The sequence below is a fragment of the Leifsonia sp. Root112D2 genome (genome assembly GCF_001424905.1).
In the GTDB taxonomy this organism is placed as follows: domain Bacteria; phylum Actinomycetota; class Actinomycetes; order Actinomycetales; family Microbacteriaceae; genus Root112D2.
Map to the genome: position 1 here is coordinate 2321102 of NZ_LMCU01000001.1, position 16296 is coordinate 2337397.

Sequence of the window (16296 nt, forward strand, 5' to 3'; positions counted from 1 at the left end):
AGGAAAGGCATCGGGTGTATCTGAAGAGCCTGACCCTGAAGGGGTTCAAGTCCTTCGCACAGCCGACCACATTTGCGTTCGAGACCGGCGTGACCTGCGTGGTAGGGCCCAACGGCTCGGGCAAGTCCAACGTGGTCGACGCTCTCGCCTGGGTGATGGGCGAGCAGGGCGTGAAGACGCTGCGCGGCGGCAAGATGGAGGACGTCATCTTCGCTGGCACGTCCACGCGCGGGCCCCTCGGCCGCGCGGAGGTGACGCTCACCATCGACAACGCGGATGGCGCCCTGCCGATCGAGTACTCCGAGGTCACGATCAGCCGCACGCTGTTCCGCAACGGCGGTAGCGAATACGCCATCAACGGTCAGAGTTGTCGCCTGCTCGACGTGCAGGAGCTGCTCAGTGACTCGGGGCTCGGCCGGGAGATGCACGTCATCGTCGGGCAGGGGCAACTCGACGCGGTGCTGCGGGCCAGTCCCGAGGAGCGCCGCGGCTTCATCGAGGAGGCCGCAGGCATTCTCAAGCACCGCAGGCGCAAGGAGAAGACCCTCCGCAAGCTCGAGGCCATGCAGACCAATCTCACCCGACTGAGCGACCTCGCCGGGGAGATCCGCCGCCAGCTCAAGCCGCTGGGCCACCAGGCGGAGATAGCCCGTGAGGCGCAGTCGATCGCCGCGATAGTGCGCGATGCCAAGGCTCGGCTGCTGGCGGACGAGGTGGTCACGCTGCGCACGGCGCTCGACGATCATGGACGCACTGAGAGCGAGCGACACAGTGAGCGCATCGTGCTGCAGGAGCAGCTGGAACAGAAGCAGTTGCGCATAGCCCGGCTGGAGCAGGCGCAGGTGGGTGACGCCGTTGATGTGGCCCGGCGCACGAGCTTCGGCCTCGAGTCGGTGCAGGAACGGCTGCGCAATCTCTACACGCTCGCCAATCAGCGGCTCGCACTGCTCGGATCCCAGGCAGACGACGGCGAGTCCACCCCGAGTGTCACGACCCAGATGGTCGATGACGCTCGCACGGAGGTCGAACGCCTGCGTGAGGTGGTCACCGCGGCGGAGGCGGCCTGGCAGCTGGCCCAGACGGCGACCCGCGGGGCGCGGTCCCGGCTCGACGGCATCGACGAGGAGATCGCCGCGCAGAGCGCGCTCGTCTCCCGTCACGACCTCGAGATCACCAAGCTCACCGGGCAGGCGGATGCCGCCGGCTCGCGCCTCGCAGCGGTGCGCGGCGAGGTGCTGCGGCAACAGAATGCGCTGGATGCCGCGACCGAACGTCGCGAGAGCGCGCACGCCGAATTCGTGCTGCGCGAGAGCGAGGCGGCAACGGCGGATGCCGGTGAGACCGACCTCGACGAGGCGTACGAGCTGGCGCAGAACACGGTGTTCGAGGCCGAGGCCGAAATCGAACGACTGCGCGAGGAGCTGCATGTGCTCGAGCGCGAACGTGACGCCCTCGCCGCCCGCACCAGCGCTCTCTCCTCCGCGCTCGACCAGAAGGACGGCTCGAGCGCGCTCGTGGCGGCGAAGTTGCCGGGCATCCGTGGCCTCGTCGCCGAACACGTGCAGGTGCAGCCCGGTTATGAGGCCGCCATAGCTGCAGCCCTCGGCACGCTGGCGGATGCCGTGCTCGCCGATGATCTGAGCGCGGGCATCGACGCCCTCCAGCGGGCAGAAGCCGAGCAGATGGGCCGCATCGAACTGCTGCTGGCAGATACCCCGCTGGCTGAGGCCGCCCGCGGCAGTCTCAAAGCCCCCGAAATCGCAACCGCTGATGACGGCGCCGTCCGCGCAACCTCCGTCGTCACCGCCCCGCCCGGCGTGCTCGGCATCCTCTCGCACGTCGTCATAGCCGACGACCTCGAGACCGCGCGGCGTCTTTGGGCCAGAGTGAAGGGCGAGCCCGCAGCATCCGTCACCGTCATCACGAAGGCGGGCGACGTGCTCAGCCGCTACGTGCTGCGCGGCGGCTCGGGAGCCAAGCGCAGTCGACTGGAGCTCGTGGCCGACCGTGACGCGGCATCCGATCGGCTGGGCGAGGTGACCTCGCTCATCGACCGCGCGAAGTTCGCGCTCGCCGAGCAGCGCGGTGTGCTTCAGGTGGCCAAGGAGCAATCGCAAGCGGCGCTGACCGCCCTGCGGGAGTTTGATTCCCGGCTGGCCGCACAGACCGAGCAGCTCAACCGGCTGAGGGTTCAGTTCGAGGCCTCGCAGGCGGAGTCCGAGCGACTTGAGGCGTCGCTGGCGCTGGCGAGCACCGCCGTGGCCGAGGCCGAGGCCGCTGCCGAGAAGGCGAAGGGCGAGCTGCAGACGGCGTCGAGCCGGCCCCGGCCGATCCTGGATGTGAGCGCTCGAGACGCGCTCTCGGCCGAGCTGGATGCGGCGCGCGAGGCGGAGGTCGAGTCTCGGCTGGCCGTCGAGACCGCGCGCGAGCGGGTGCGGGCCGAGCAGGCTCGTGGCGAGAGTCTGGCCCGCCGTCTCGAGGCCGATCGGGCAGCGGCCGAGGAGGCAGCCCGGCGGGCGGTCATCCGCCGTCACCAGGTGGATGCCGCCACCGCCGTGATCGAGGCGCTGCCGGCCGTGCTCGACTCCGCGGATCGCTCGGTTGCCGAGGCGCGCGTCGAGCTCACGACGGCCGAGGCCCAGCGGGCGAGCCAAAACGAGGAACTGTCGAGCCTGCGGCGCGAGGAGAGCGCGCTGCGCGAGCGGCTGCAGGCCATCACCGAGAACGTGCACGGGCTGGAACTGCAGATCTATGAGAAGAAGCTGCACCTCTCCGGTCTGCTGGAGCGCGCCGGCAGCGAGCTCGGTCTCGTGGAAGACGTGCTCGTGGCCGAATACGGGCCAGAGGTGCCGGTCCCTGTGGACGATCCCGCCGGTCGAGTAGCGAGCGCCAGCGAGAGTATCGAGACCCCCGAGGCACTCGAGACCCCGGGCACCGCCGAGGCGCCCGAGACCATTCCCTTCAACCGCGAACAGCAGCAGTCCCGTCTCGCCAAGGCCGACCGCAAGCTCGCCCAACTTGGCCGCGTCAACCCGCTGGCGCTCGAGGAGTTCGCCGCCCTCGAGCAGCGCCACAAGTTCCTTACCGAGCAGCTCACCGACCTCACGAACACCCGCAAAGACCTGCTGACCATCATCGATGAGATCGACGAGAAGATGCAGGCGATTTTCGCCAGTGCCTTCGACGACACGCAGGCGGCGTTCGCCGAGGTTTTCCCCATTCTCTTCCCGGGCGGAACCGGCAGCATCCAGCTCACGAACCCCGACGATCTGCTCACGACGGGCATCGAGGTCTCGGTGAAGCCCGCGGGCAAGAAGATTGAGCGACTCTCGCTGCTCTCCGGCGGGGAGCGCTCGCTGGCCGCCGTGGCCCTGTTGATAGCGATCTTCAAGGCACGCCCCAGCCCGTTCTACATCATGGACGAGGTCGAGGCCGCGCTCGACGACTCCAACCTGGGCCGGCTGCTCACGATCTTCGAGGATCTGCGCGAAACCAGCCAGCTCATCGTCATCACGCACCAGAAGCGCACCATGGAGATCGCGGATGCCCTCTACGGCGTCTCGATGCGCCAAGACGGCGTCTCCGCCGTCGTCGGCCAGCGCGTCGCCGAGCGCGAATCCGCCTGAGCCTGCGCGAATAGACTGGGCGACATGGCAGAACGCACCCCGTGGTCCCTTTCCGGCGCACTGCGCGGCATGTTCACGAAGAAGACGATCGACGCCGAGACCTGGGATGATCTTGAGGATGCGCTCATCAGCGCCGACTTCGGCCCCGACATCACCGATGCTGTCGTCTCCGAACTGCGCGCCAAGGTCGACCGCTTCAAGACCACCGACCCCGCAGATCTGCAACGGATGCTGCGCGAGAGCCTCGAAGAGCGCCTCTCCAAGCTGAATCCCACGCTCAAGCTCACCGACCGCCCCGCCGTTGTCATCGTCGTGGGCGTCAATGGCGTCGGCAAGACGACGACCATCGGCAAGTTCGCGAAGTTCCTGGGCACCTACGGCCGCAGCGTGGTCGTCGGCGCCGCGGACACGTTCCGGGCCGCAGCGGTGGAACAGCTCGCGACGTGGGCGGATCGTGCCGGCGCGCAGATCGTGCGGCCGCAGCAGCAGGGGCAGGATCCGGCATCCGTCGCCTTTCAGACGGTCGAATTCGCCAAGACGAACGAGATCGACGTCGCCATCATCGACACCGCCGGCCGCTTGCAGACCAAGGGCGGGCTCATGGACGAACTTGCCAAGGTGAAGCGGGTCGTCGAGAAGCAGTCGTCCATCGCCGAGGTGCTGCTCGTGCTCGACGCCACCACCGGCCAGAATGGCCTGGCCCAGGCGCAGGCCTTCATCGAGCACGCGGGAGTGACCGGCCTGGTGCTCACGAAACTCGACGGCTCAGCCAAGGGTGGCTTCGTGCTGGCCGTGCAGGAGAAAACCGGCATCCCCATCAAATTGGTCGGCCAGGGCGAGGGCATCAACGACCTCACCGGCTTCACCCCGCACGTCTTCGTGCAGCAACTCGTGGGTTAGGAGACACCGATGGCCATCGAGCATGACTACTTCGGCATCATCGACGAAGACGCGTCCGGCGCCCTGAGCTGGTCGGATGTCGTCGAGCTCGCCGAGCAGCCCGTCACCGTGGAACTCACGGCAGACGATGAGAGCGCCGTCAGCGAGACGGCGCTCAATTCGGCCTCGGCGATGCTGCTCGCGGTGGAAGGTTTCGACGCGCGTGCCCGAGACGCGCTGATCGCCCAGCTCTCTGAGCGGGGCTCCGCCACATCGAACTACATCGACACCCACATGGACGAGATGGGGGAGAGCCTGCTCGACCTGCTCGTGCACAACTCCGGCGATATTCCCATGGACGTGCTGCGGTCGCTGCAACTCGCGCGCATCGCTCTCTACCCCGAGCGTGACGACGAGGGCGAGGCCTTCGCGGTCTTCGACTACTCGATCAGCCCCGAAGACGTTCAGTACCTGCTCATGGTGAGCTTCGACATCCGTGGCAGCGTCGTGGCCATCGAGATGGAGAACTGAGCCGGGCAGGTTAAACTGGCTGCACCATGGCTACTTTCGGAACTTTGTCTGACCGTCTCGCAGACACCTTCAAGAACCTTCGCACCAAGGGCAAGCTTTCGGCGGCGGATGTCGATGGCACCGTTCGCGAGATTCGTCGCGCGCTGCTCGACGCCGACGTCTCGCTCGATGTCGTCAAGGCGTTCACCGCCACGGTGCGCGAGCGCGCGCTCAGCGACGAGGTCAACAAGGCGCTGAACCCTGCACAGCAGGTGGTGCAGATCGTCAACGAGGAGCTCATCACGATTCTGGGCGGCCAGCAGCGCCGGCTGGAGTTCGCGAAGAAGCCGCCGACGGTCATCATGCTCGCCGGCCTGCAGGGAGCCGGTAAGACCACCCTGGCGGGCAAGCTGGCCAAGTGGCTGGCGAAAGACGGCCACACGCCCGTTCTCGTCGCCGCGGACCTGCAGCGCCCGAATGCGGTCACGCAGCTGCAGGTGGTCGGTGAGCAGTCCGGCGTTCCCGTGTATGCGCCTGAGCCCGGCAACGGGGTCGGCAACCCGGTGAAGGTCGCCCGCGACGCCGTGAAGTTCGCCGAGCAGAAGCTCTACGACGTCGTCATCGTCGATACGGCCGGCCGTCTCGGCGTCGATGCCGAACTCATGAAGCAGGCGGCAGACATCCGCAAGGCGGTCGATCCCGACGAGGTGCTCTTCGTCATCGACGCCATGATCGGGCAGGATGCCGTCGCGACGGCGAAGGCGTTCCAGGACGGCGTGGACTTCACCGGTGTCGTGCTCACCAAGCTCGACGGTGACGCGCGCGGTGGTGCCGCGCTGTCCGTGGCATCCATGACGGGGCGCCCGATCATGTTCGCGTCGACGGGTGAGGGTCTCGATGACTTCGAGCCGTTCCACCCCGACCGCATGGCCAGCCGCATTCTCGATCTCGGAGACGTGCTCACCCTTATCGAGCAGGCGCAGGGTGCCTTCGACGAGGAGGAGGCGCGCGCGGTCGCCGAGAAGTTCGCGACAGACACCTTCACGCTCGACGACTTTCTGAAGCAGATGCAACAGCTGCGCAACATGGGCTCCATCAAGAAGATGATGGGCATGTTGCCGGGCGCCGGTGGCATGAAGCAGCAGCTCGAGAACTTCGACGAGAAGGAGATCGTGCGCACCGAGGCGATCATCCAGTCGATGACGAAGACCGAGCGCACCAATCCGAAGCTGCTGAACGGATCGCGCCGCCTGCGTATTGCCCGCGGTTCCGGAATGACCGTCACCGAGGTGAACCAGCTCGTCAACCGCTTCGAGCAGGCCGCGAAGATGATGAAGACCGTCGCGAAGGGCGGGATGCCCCAGGTTCCGGGCATGGGCCCGATTCCCGGCGCGGGATTCAGTGGCGGCCGCGGCAAGCAGCAGGCCAAGAAGAAGGGTTCGCGCTCGGGAAACCCGGCCAAGCGGGCGGCAGAGAACGCGGCGCTCGCGTCGGGGGAGAAGCCCGCGGGCAGCGCGGTTGCCGCCGGTTCAGGCTTCGGACTGGGCGGCTCGAAGAATGCCGCGAAGGGCGCTCCGAGCGAGGAAGAACTCGCCACGCTGCAGAAGTTCCTCGGGCGCTGACGCGGGAGTAGCGCCGTCGGCTCAGAGCGCGGCTGCTGCCGAGTTAAGCCGGGGGATCGCCGCCAGCAGCTCGCGCGTGTACGGATCGCTCGGGTTGTGCAGCACGTCGGCGGCGTCGCCCTGCTCCACGATGCGCCCGTCTTTCATCACCAGCACCCGATCGGCGACGTGGTGAATCACGCCGAGGTCGTGGCTGATGAACAGGTACGCGACACCAGTGGTCTTCTGAATATCGGCGAACAGGTCGAGCACCTGGGCCTGAATCGACACGTCGAGTGCGGAGACCGGCTCGTCGCACACGATGACCGCGGGTCGCGGGGCGAGCGCCCGCGCTATCGCGACGCGCTGCCGCTGCCCGCCCGAGAGTTGCAGTGGGCGCCGCTCGAGGTGTTCTCGACCGAGGCCCACGAGCTCGAGCAACTCGACACTCTGCGCGAGAGACTCACGACGAGAACGAACACCGGATGCGCCGAGCGCCTCGCGCAGAATCCTCGCCACCGTGTGCCGCGGATCAAAGGTGCTCAAGGCATCCTGGTAGACGGCCTGAATGCCCAGACGTGCGGCCCGCAGCGCGGGCCCGCGTAGCTCGGGCCACGCGCGGCCGCCGACCTCTATGCGTCCCTCTCCTGGCGTATCCAGCCCGAGAACCAGGCGGGCGAGAGTGGACTTGCCCGAGCCCGACTCGCCCACGATACCGAGGGTCTGGCCCCGGCGCAGGGCGAACGAGGCATTGGCCACGGCAACGTGGCTCTCGCCCGAGCGGGAACGAAACTCCTTCGACACGTGCTGCGCAGACACCACGACATCGGCGTCGCCAGCGTCACCGGTGCCACCGGCATCCACGGCGCCCGACGACCCGCGTGGCCGAACGGTCCATGCTGCACCGGACGTGCGCTCACCGTAGGAGCTCGGCGGCTCGGGGGAGAGTCGTGTGCCTTTGGACGCCGCCGAGGGAACCGCCTGCAGCAGCTGCCGAGTGTATGGATGCTGCGGTGAACGCAGCACTTCGCTGACGGCTCCTTGTTCGACGATGCGACCCGCCTGAACGACGAGCACGCGGTCGGCGATCTGCGAGACGACGGCGAGGTCGTGGCTGATCAGCAGCAGGGAGCGGCCTGCGTCGACAAAGCCGCGCAGCAGGGCGAGCACCTGGGCCTGCACCGTCACATCCAGCGCTGTGGTCGGCTCGTCGGCGATGATCAGTTCGGGATCCGCCGCGATGCCGGTGGCGATCAGCGCGCGCTGGCGCAGCCCGCCCGAGAGCTCCTGGGGTATCTGCCTGGCGCGTCTTCTCGCATCCGGTATGCCGACGGATGTCAGCAACTCGAGCACCCGGGCACGTCGCTCGGCCACGCTCAGGCTCGTGTGCTGGGCCAGTACTTCCTCGACCTCCTTGCCGACCTCGCGCAGCGGGTCGAGTGAGACGAGCGCATCCTGCAGGATGAAGCCGATGCGCCGCGCACGCAGGCTGCGCCAGCCCCGCTCGCGCACACGCAGCAGGTCGATGCCGTCGAAGGAGAGCTGCGCCGCCTGCACGGTGGCGCCGTCGCCCGGGAGACCAATCACCGTTCGCGCCGTGACGCTCTTGCCCGATCCTGATTCGCCGACGATGGCGAGGCACTCGCCCCGGGCGATGGTGAAGGAGACGCCGTGCACGACCTGCGTGAACTCAGCAGAGGAGCCGAACCCGACGTGCAGATCGCGCACCGACAGCAGGGGCGAAGGCGCGCCAGAGGCATCCGCGGCGGTCATCGTGACCGCCCCTCGAGTCGCCGCTGCAGCCAGTGACCCACGACCGTGACGCTCACGACCATGAGGGTGATGGCGAGGCCGGGAAAGATGCCGTACCACCACGATTGGCCCAGAAAGTTTCGGGCCGTCGAGAGCATGACTCCCCACGACGGTGCGGGCGGTGGCGTGCCGAGACCGATGAAGCTCAGGGCGGCGCCGGCTATCGTGGCGGTGCCGACGCCGATGGTGGCGAGCACCAGAATGGGTCGCAGCGCATTGGGCAGGATGTGCCTGAGCACGATGGCCGGCTCCCTCAGCCCGAGGGCACGCGCCGCGTCCACGTATGCGGCCTTACGGATGCCCAGCGTCTGCGCTCGCACCAGCCGGGCGAAGCTGGGAATTCCGGCCACCCCTATCGCGATGAGCGCATTGACCGTTCCCGCGCCGCTGACGGCAATCACGACGAGGGCGAGCAGCATCTCGGGAAAGGCCAGGCCGATGTCGATGAAGCGCATGACGACGGTCTCGACGAAACGATTGCCCAGGCCGGCGAGAATGCCGAGAATCGAGCCGCCGACCACCGAGAGCGCTATGGCCCCGAAACCGAGCATGAGCGATTCGCGGGCCCCGTAGACGATGCGACTGAACACGTCGCGGCCGTTCTCATCCGTTCCCAGCGGATGCGCCGCGCTGGGCCCCGCGAGCACGTGGGTGGTGACGGCGAGCGGGTCGCTCGTCGCGATCCACTGCGGAACTATCGTCGAGAGCGCGAGGAAGGCGAGAAAGGCCAGCGCAAGCACGACCGCGAGCGGCACGCCGACGCGAAACCGTCGCGAGCGCAGTGCCGTGGCCGGCGTCGAGACCTCCGGTGCGGCGAAGGACGAGGGCGCCTCGGTGGTGAGCAGATCGGATGTCATGCGAGCCTCCGAAGGCGCGGGTCGATGAGCGGGTAGAGCAGGTCGACCGCCAGGTTGGTTATCACGTACACGCCCGCCGAGAGTACGACGACGGCGATGACGATGGGCAGGTCTTTGCCGTTGACGGCGGCGAGGAGCAGCCGCCCCAGCCCTTGGCGGTTGAAGAGTGTCTCCGTCACGACGGCGCCGCCGAAGAGCCCTCCGACGAGAAAGCCGGCCATCGTTGTGAGCGGGATCAGCGCGTGCCGCAGCGCGTGCCGAACCCGCACATACGCGTCGGACAACCCTCGTGCCCTGGCGCTCTGGATGAACGGCTGGTCGAAGACCTCCTCGAGCGCGTTACGCAGCACCTGCGTGAGCACGGCTGCGAGGGGCAGCGCCAGCGTCACCGAGGGCAGCACGAGCGACTGCCAGCCCTTGTTGCCGATGGCCGGAAAGACGTGCAGGCCGTAGGAGAAGGCGCTGAGCAGCAGAATGCCCAGCCAGAACGACGGCATGGAGGCGAGCGTCAGGTCGATGGCGCTGGATGTGCCGCGAATCCAGCGGCGACGGTGCGCAGTCAGCGTCGCCACGACGACGGCGATGAGGATCGCCAGCGTTCCGGCCGTCACGGCCAGCTGAACCGTGCCGCCGATTTGCTGGCCTATCGCCTGCGAGACCGGCTCCTTGAGCTGGTACGACCGCCCCAGATCGCCGTGTACCAGCTTCCACAGGTACGTGCCGTACTGCACGTACCAGGGCTGGTCGAACCCGTACTCGTGGCGAATCTGCGCGAGCACGGCGGGCGAAGGGTTCGCCTGCTCCCCGCCGAGCACGGCGTATGCGGGGTCACCCGGGCTGAGGTAGATCGCGAGGAAGGCCAGTGTCGCCGCGCCCCAGAGCACGCCTATCGCGCCGACCACGCGCAACAGAACAGTGCCGGCGAGACCCCCTCGCCGTACCACCCTCAGCCCGGATGCCGCCGTCATCTCAGTTGCCACTCGTCCACGCGTCGAAGACGTATGGCGCCGGGTACGCGGTCTCGAGGCTCAGACCGTGCACGGTGTCTTTGTTGTATGCAACGACGCGCTGATCGTCGAACAAGGGGATCGCCGGGGCGAGTTCGATCAGACGCGCCTGTGCCTTTTCGTACAGTGCCGCCTGTGTGCTTGCATCCGTCGTCTCGCGCGCCTCCTGCACGTACTGGTCAACCTTCGGGTCCGACAGGCGCGAGGAGTTCAGCCCGATGCGTTGCGGCGTCGTGATGTTCTTCGAGTCGTACTTCAGCCACAGGATGTCCGGGGTGTTCGTTCCCCAGATGCCCGAGTTGATGTCGTAGTCGCCCGAGATGGTGCGCTCGCTCAGCTGTTGTGCCGTCGGGTACTGAATCTCGATATCGACGCCGAGCTTCTTGGCCTGGGCCTGAATCTGCTCGGCGATCTGCACGCGGTAGGCGATGGCGCTCGACGTCGGGTAGTAGGCGGTGAGGCGCTTGCCGTCCTTGGTGCGGTATCCGGCACTGTCGCGCTTCGTCCAGCCAGCCTCGTCAAGCAGCTGATTCGCCTTCGTCACGTTGAATGGAATGTCGTTCTTGGCGTAGTCGAGCGTGGACGAGGTCAGAAACCCCGTGGCCGTCTTGTACTGGCCGAAGAGCACGGATTTCACGATCTGGGCGCGGTCGATGCCCGTCACGAGTGCCTGGCGCACCTTCAGATCGTTGAATGGGGCCCTCGTGGTGTTGAGCCACCAGGTGAACGGATGCCCCGGCGTGGTCGCCTGCAGAATGCCGATGCTGGAATTCTGTTTGGCCGAGGCGATCGACTGCGCCGGAACCCAGTCGACGGCATCCACCTGGCCGGATGCGAGCGCGTTGTACCGCGTGGCATCCTCGGCGAGGATCAGCACGGTATACGTCTTCAGGTAGGCCGCACCCGTGTGGGTGCCGGGAGGACCCCAGTTGTACGCATCGTTGCGCGTGTACTCGACGCTCTGGCCCTTGGTCCATTTGACGAGCGTGAAGGGCCCCGTGCCGATCGGGTCGGCGCAGATGTTGCCCGGGGCATCCGCTATCTCCTTCGGCGAGACGACGCCGAAGAAGCCCTGGGCGAGCACCCGCAGGAAGGCGGAATACGGGGTGCTGAGGTGCACCTTCAGGGTGTCGGCGTTCACGACGGTCGAGCCGGCATACGGTGCGATGTACGAGGCCGACATCGGCGACTTGGTGGCCGGGTTGACGATGTAGTCGAGATTCGCCTTGAACGCGGCGGCATCCCACTTCTGCCCGTCACTGAAGGTGACGCCCTTGCGCAGGGTGAAGGTGTAGTCGAGGCCATCAGGGGAGATCGTCCACGACGAGGCGAGCCACGGCTCGAGCTTGCCGGTCTTCGGGTTCTCGTAGATGACGGAGTCGGTCAGCGGGCGAGAGAGCTCGGGCCCGTTGAGCCCGGCGTTCTCGGCTGGCGCGATGCACGGCGGCTCCTGCCCATTGGTGCCGATCGTCAGCGAGCCGTTGCGCACGGGCGTCGAGCTCTCCGACCCGGACGGGCCGGCGCCCCCCGCGCAGGCGCTCAGCAGAAGCAGGAGGGGAGCGAGGGCGAGAGCGGTCCAGGTTTTCTTGTTCACGAGGGTCATCCTGACAAGCGCGCGGCCCCGGCGGGCGAACATGACCGTGCGTGACCTTGTGTGAAGTAACACAGCATTCCGGCTTGACGGGATGCGCGCGGATGCGCGATAAGTGCCGCGCTTATGCAGGAGGGATGCCGTGCGGGGCCTCACCAGGCTGAATAAAACCGCTCTCGTACGCGAGAACGACGGCCTGGACGCGGTCCCGTACCTCCAGCTTTGCGAGCAGCCGGGCGACGTGCGTCTTGACCGTGGCCTCGCCGAGATATAGCCGACGCGCCAACTCCGCGTTCGACAGACCCTGTGCCAGGAGTCGGAGAACCTCCTGCTCACGCGAGCTGAGTGAGGCGACAGCGACGGGGAGCACATCGCTTGGCGACGGCAGCCGCACGAATCGCTCGATGAGCCGTTGGGTGACGGAGGGGGCGAGCAGCGACTCTCCGCGCGCCACGGCGTGCACGGCGGCAATGAGCTGCTCGCGCGGTGCATCCTTCAGCAGAAAGGCGCTCGCGCCCGCCCGCAGCGCCTCGTAGACATATTCGTCGGCATCGAACGTCGTGAGAACAAGAATCCTCGACGCCGAACCGGCCGCGCTGAGGCGCCGGGTCGCTTCGATGCCATCGAGCACCGGCATCCTGATGTCCATCAAGACGACATCAGGATGCGTGCGAGCGACCAGACGCACGGCCTCCTCGCCGTTCGACGCCTCCCCGACGACCTCGATTCCCGGCTCAAGGTCGAGGATCAGACGAAAACCGGTGCGCACGAGTTCCTGGTCGTCGGCCAGCACCACGGTCGTCATGCGAGCCTCGCGGGTAGCGGGATGCGCGCGGAAACCTGGAAGCCGCCATCCGGCGTTGGGCCGGTCGTCAGCGTGCCGTCGACCGAGGCGACCCGCTCACGAATTCCGATGAGCCCGTAGCCCGGCGCGGACGGTCGGCGCTTGCCCTGTCGTGAGCCGACGTTCGCGATGTCGAGTCGCAGCGCAGCCTCACCGCGAGAGAGATTCACCGTTGTGGCCACGAGCCCGGCGTGTTTGATGACATTGGTCAGGGCCTCCTGAACGATGCGGTAGACCGCAGCCTCGAGAGGCGCGGGGAGGAGCGTCTCGCTCGCATCCGCACGAAGCACCACAGGCAGCCCCGCGCTGGCCGCCGTCGCGACCAGTTCGTCGAGGGTAGCCCGCCCGAAGGCGGAGGGCACCGGGTCGTCATCGTCCCGCAGCGCCTGCAGCAGTTGCCGGATCTCGCCGAGAGAATCCCTGGCCGTGGATCGGATGGCGTGCAGGGGTGCGCGCGCCAGTTCGGGGCGCGCCGCGAGGGCGGCCTCGGCCGCATCCGATTGCACAGAGATCACGCTCAGGCTGTGAGCCACGATGTCGTGCAGTTCGCGCGCAATGCGCACACGTTCCTCGGCGACGGCGAGGCGCGCAGTGTCTCGTTCGCGCTGTTCGGCGTGCGAGACGCGTGTGCGCCAGAGCCTGCTGGCCCGCCCGAGCAACCACAGGCCCCCGAACAGCACGACGACGAAGAGATAGTCGACACCGTTGTCGATGCGTTCCTCGATGATCAGCTCGGCCACCAGGATCACACCGGCGAGAGCGGCCCGGCCTTCCGTGTAGGTCGACGCGGTGGAGTACATGACTATCGCGTACAACACGAGAGACCACAGGGATCCCGGCACCTCGGCCAGCAGGGACTGGGTGAGTCCGGAGACCACAAGGATGCCCACGGCGACGAAGGGAGACCGCACCCGCCAGGCGAGCGAGAGCGGTGCGACGATCGCCACCGGCAGCGTCACAGCCAGGGGCCCCTCGGCGGGATTTCCCGTCGCGGTACTGAGCACGGCGATCACGAGCATGATGATGGCCAGCGCGAGATCCGGCGCCGGGAATCCAGCGATCCTCATGCGCCATAACGCCGCGATGCGCTCGTGCATGGCCTCACTCTATTGCGCGCACGCCGAGACGGTCGTACGCATTTCGGCGGGGGCGCCTCACCCGAATTGCGGATGCCGGCGCGCCGCAATCCCACCAGGCTGCGGTGGCCGCTCGCCCTCGCGGACGACGCGCTCGACAGCGGTGCAAGAGCAGCCTCGAATCGTACGGGCCGGCGACACCGGCACAGCAGGCAACGACAAGGAGCATCATGAACAACGCACGGGAGAAAACCCTCCGCATCATCGGCGTGACCGGGCTCGCGGCCGGCCCCGCGAGTCTCATCGCTACCACCGTCATCCAATGGATGCTGCAATCGGGCGACTCGTCGGCGACGGTATTCGACGCCGTGCGGCAGAACCAAGGCCTCTGGCAGATCGCCGGTTTCCTCGCCGTGTTCGGGCCGCTGCTCTGGATCTGCGGTATGCCGAGCGCGATTGGCCTGGCACGTTCTCGCGGCTGGGTGATGACCCTCATCGGCGGAGTGCTCACCGCGCTGGGTCTCGCCGTCGCGATAGGCCACCTGGCCCTGTACTTCGGTGTGTTCGGTGATATCGCCCTCAGCGGTGTCTCCACCGAGGCAGCAAAGGCGATGGCTCGGGCCGACGACGCGAGCGCCCTCACGACGTTCCTTCTGCTGTCCTTCCTCGTCACGTTCTCTCTCGGTCCGATCGTGCTCACGCTGGGGTTGCGGCGCGCGAAGGTCGTGCCGGTATGGGTTCCTGTTGCGGCGATCGTGATGACGGTCGCCAACTTCGCTGGCGGGCCGATTGCGGGAACGGTGCAACTCGTCGCGCTCGTGCTGACCTTCGTGCCGATCATCGTGGCCGTCATTCGGCGACGGTCTAACTCACCGATCCCGGCGGCAGACGATTACAGCGCACTCCGCGTCGCCGATGCCGGGTAGGCAGGGCTGAGGCGGCGGTAGCGTCGGCCTATGCTTCGTCGTGGCGCACGAGGCCGTCGCGGGCGAAATCGGCGACCGCAGCCTCGGAGAACGTCTGTGCCGGGCGGGGCCACGACGCGGCCTGCGCAGCGAGGTCGGGCAGCTCGATCGGCCGGCGCGATGCGGCCAGAACGATATTGCCGTTGCGTTCTCCGGCGACGACCGCCTGCGGTGCGACGGCAACAACGTGCGGAAACAACGAGCTCAGCGTGACGGCAGCATCGTAAGTGAACGGCAGGCCATGCGAGGTGAGCGTGTTGACTATCACGACGCCGTCGGGGGAGAGGGCATCCGCGATCATCGAATAGAACTCGCTCGTCGAGACGTGGCGGGGGGCGATGCTGCCCGAGAAGACGTCGACCGTCACAAGATCCCACACGGCTGAATCGGTGCCCACGTGCTCCTCCACCGCGGTGCGGGCATCCCCGACAACGAGCTCGAGGTCGACGTCGGATGCCAGCGGCAGGTTTTCGAGTACGAAGTTCAGCAGATCACCGTGCAGCTCCACCACGCGCTGACGCGAACCCGTTCGCGTCGCGCCAACGTACCGCGGAACCGTCAGGGCGCCCCCACCCAAGTGCAGAGCGTTGAGGGGCCGGATGGCCGGGAAAGCCGCCTCGATCAGCCCGGCGATGGCCCGCACATAGTCGAGCTGCAGGTCGCGGGGATCCTCAGGGTTGACGTGGGATTGGGTGGTTCCGTCGATGACGAGAGAGAAGCCCCCATTCGTGCCGCGATTCGGCACAATGGAAGCGTTCACCTGGTCACTTGTGAGGGTCACCGACGTGGCCGATTGCATAACCAGACACTACGTGCTTCACCGTTGTCGCGTCCAACACGGCGCGCGGGATGCGGCGGCGAATGTGGCGCGCACCGCATCGAGCCTCGCGCGATTACCGCAACGGGTGCAAATCTGGCAGAATGGCCAGTCGAGCTACGTTTCGCCCGACCCTCTAATCAGGCATCCGAAACTCCCATAGACCTCCTGCCGAGTGTGCCCCCACGCTCACGGCAGTCAGTTCGAGAAAACATCCCATACAACACAGGAGAATTGTGGCTGTCAAAATCCGTCTGAAGCGTCTCGGCAAGATTCGCGCGCCGTACTACCGCATCGTTGTCGCCGACTCGCGCACCAAGCGCGACGGTCGTGTGATCGAGGAGATCGGTCAGTACCACCCCACCGAGGAGCCCTCGTTCATCAAGGTCGACTCCGAGCGTGCGCTGTACTGGCTGGGCGTCGGCGCACAGCCGAGCCCGCAGGTCGAGGCCATTCTCAAGCTCACCGGTGACTGGGGAACGTTCAAGGGCGAGAAGAACCCGAAGAACACGGTGAAGACCAAGGAAGAAAAGGTCGCCTTCGTCGCCGACGAGAAGAAGAAGCCGGTGCTGAAGCCCAAGGCGGAGAAGCCGGCCGCCAAGGCCGAGGCTCCCGCCAAGGCCGAAGCCGCCGAGACCGTGGCTTCCGAGAACGGGCCGAGCGAAGAGGTCGCGGCTGAAGCCGAGACCACCGAGACCGAGAAGGCCTAGT

Annotated in this window: 13 protein-coding genes; 6 read left to right on the forward strand and 7 right to left on the reverse strand. The window is 67.1% G+C overall.

Annotated elements, in window-relative coordinates; all coding sequences use genetic code 11:
• The first annotated feature begins 14 nt into the window (after positions 1-14).
• The 4 genes from smc to ffh are packed head-to-tail and all read left to right on the forward strand — an operon-like array spanning position 15 to position 6637.
• Complete coding sequence (gene smc / locus ASC63_RS10765; protein WP_055812963.1) at positions 15-3626, forward strand: chromosome segregation protein SMC; 3612 nt, start codon at positions 15-17, stop codon at positions 3624-3626.
• Positions 3627-3650: 24 nt separating this feature from the next.
• A complete protein-coding gene (ftsY, locus tag ASC63_RS10770; protein ID WP_055812966.1) occupies positions 3651-4526 on the forward strand; it encodes a signal recognition particle-docking protein FtsY in 876 nt (291 codons plus the stop codon).
• Between the two features lie 9 nt (positions 4527-4535).
• Positions 4536-5036, forward strand: a complete 501-nt coding sequence (locus ASC63_RS10775) for a DUF2004 domain-containing protein (protein ID WP_055812969.1) — start codon at positions 4536-4538, stop codon at positions 5034-5036.
• Positions 5037-5062: 26 nt separating this feature from the next.
• Positions 5063-6637, forward strand: coding sequence for a signal recognition particle protein (ffh, locus tag ASC63_RS10780; RefSeq protein ID WP_055812972.1), 1575 nt, complete (start codon positions 5063-5065; stop codon positions 6635-6637).
• A gap of 21 nt (positions 6638-6658) precedes the next feature.
• On the opposite strand, the gene ASC63_RS10785 is transcribed toward ffh, so the two are convergent.
• The 6 genes from ASC63_RS10785 to ASC63_RS10810 all read right to left on the reverse strand — a co-directional run bounded on the left by ASC63_RS10785 (position 6659) and on the right by ASC63_RS10810 (position 13824).
• Complete coding sequence (locus ASC63_RS10785) at positions 6659-8389, reverse strand: dipeptide ABC transporter ATP-binding protein (protein ID WP_055812975.1); 1731 nt, start codon at positions 8387-8389, stop codon at positions 6659-6661.
• Positions 8386-9285, reverse strand: a complete 900-nt coding sequence (locus tag ASC63_RS10790; protein WP_082487513.1) for an ABC transporter permease — start codon at positions 9283-9285, stop codon at positions 8386-8388. Before ASC63_RS10790 ends, ASC63_RS10785 begins: the two co-directional genes overlap by 4 nt.
• Entirely contained in the window at positions 9282-10265 is a 984-nt protein-coding gene (locus ASC63_RS10795) for an ABC transporter permease (RefSeq protein ID WP_235492176.1), read from the reverse strand. The genes ASC63_RS10790 and ASC63_RS10795 overlap by 4 nt, the downstream gene beginning before the upstream one ends.
• Complete coding sequence (locus ASC63_RS10800) at positions 10255-11886, reverse strand: ABC transporter substrate-binding protein (RefSeq protein WP_162242894.1); 1632 nt, start codon at positions 11884-11886, stop codon at positions 10255-10257. The genes ASC63_RS10795 and ASC63_RS10800 overlap by 11 nt, the downstream gene beginning before the upstream one ends.
• 121 nt (positions 11887-12007) lie before the next feature.
• A complete protein-coding gene (locus tag ASC63_RS10805) occupies positions 12008-12688 on the reverse strand; it encodes a response regulator (RefSeq protein WP_055812984.1) in 681 nt (226 codons plus the stop codon).
• The gene (locus ASC63_RS10810) at positions 12685-13824 is read right to left on the reverse strand and encodes a sensor histidine kinase (RefSeq protein ID WP_055812987.1); all 1140 of its coding nucleotides are present in this window, start codon (positions 13822-13824) and stop codon (positions 12685-12687) included. The genes ASC63_RS10805 and ASC63_RS10810 overlap by 4 nt, the downstream gene beginning before the upstream one ends.
• 209 nt (positions 13825-14033) lie before the next feature.
• Between ASC63_RS10810 and ASC63_RS10815 the strand changes: the two genes are divergently transcribed.
• Complete coding sequence (locus ASC63_RS10815) at positions 14034-14729, forward strand: hypothetical protein (protein ID WP_055812990.1); 696 nt, start codon at positions 14034-14036, stop codon at positions 14727-14729.
• A 28-nt stretch (positions 14730-14757) separates the two neighbouring features.
• Here ASC63_RS10815 and ASC63_RS10820 read toward each other — a convergent pair whose 3' ends face one another.
• The gene (locus ASC63_RS10820; RefSeq protein WP_055812993.1) at positions 14758-15567 is read right to left on the reverse strand and encodes a spermidine synthase; all 810 of its coding nucleotides are present in this window, start codon (positions 15565-15567) and stop codon (positions 14758-14760) included.
• Between the two features lie 254 nt (positions 15568-15821).
• Here ASC63_RS10820 and rpsP point away from each other — a divergent pair, with 254 nt between their 5' ends.
• Entirely contained in the window at positions 15822-16295 is a 474-nt protein-coding gene (gene rpsP, locus ASC63_RS10825; protein WP_055812996.1) for a 30S ribosomal protein S16, read from the forward strand.
• Position 16296: the final 1 nt, after the last annotated feature.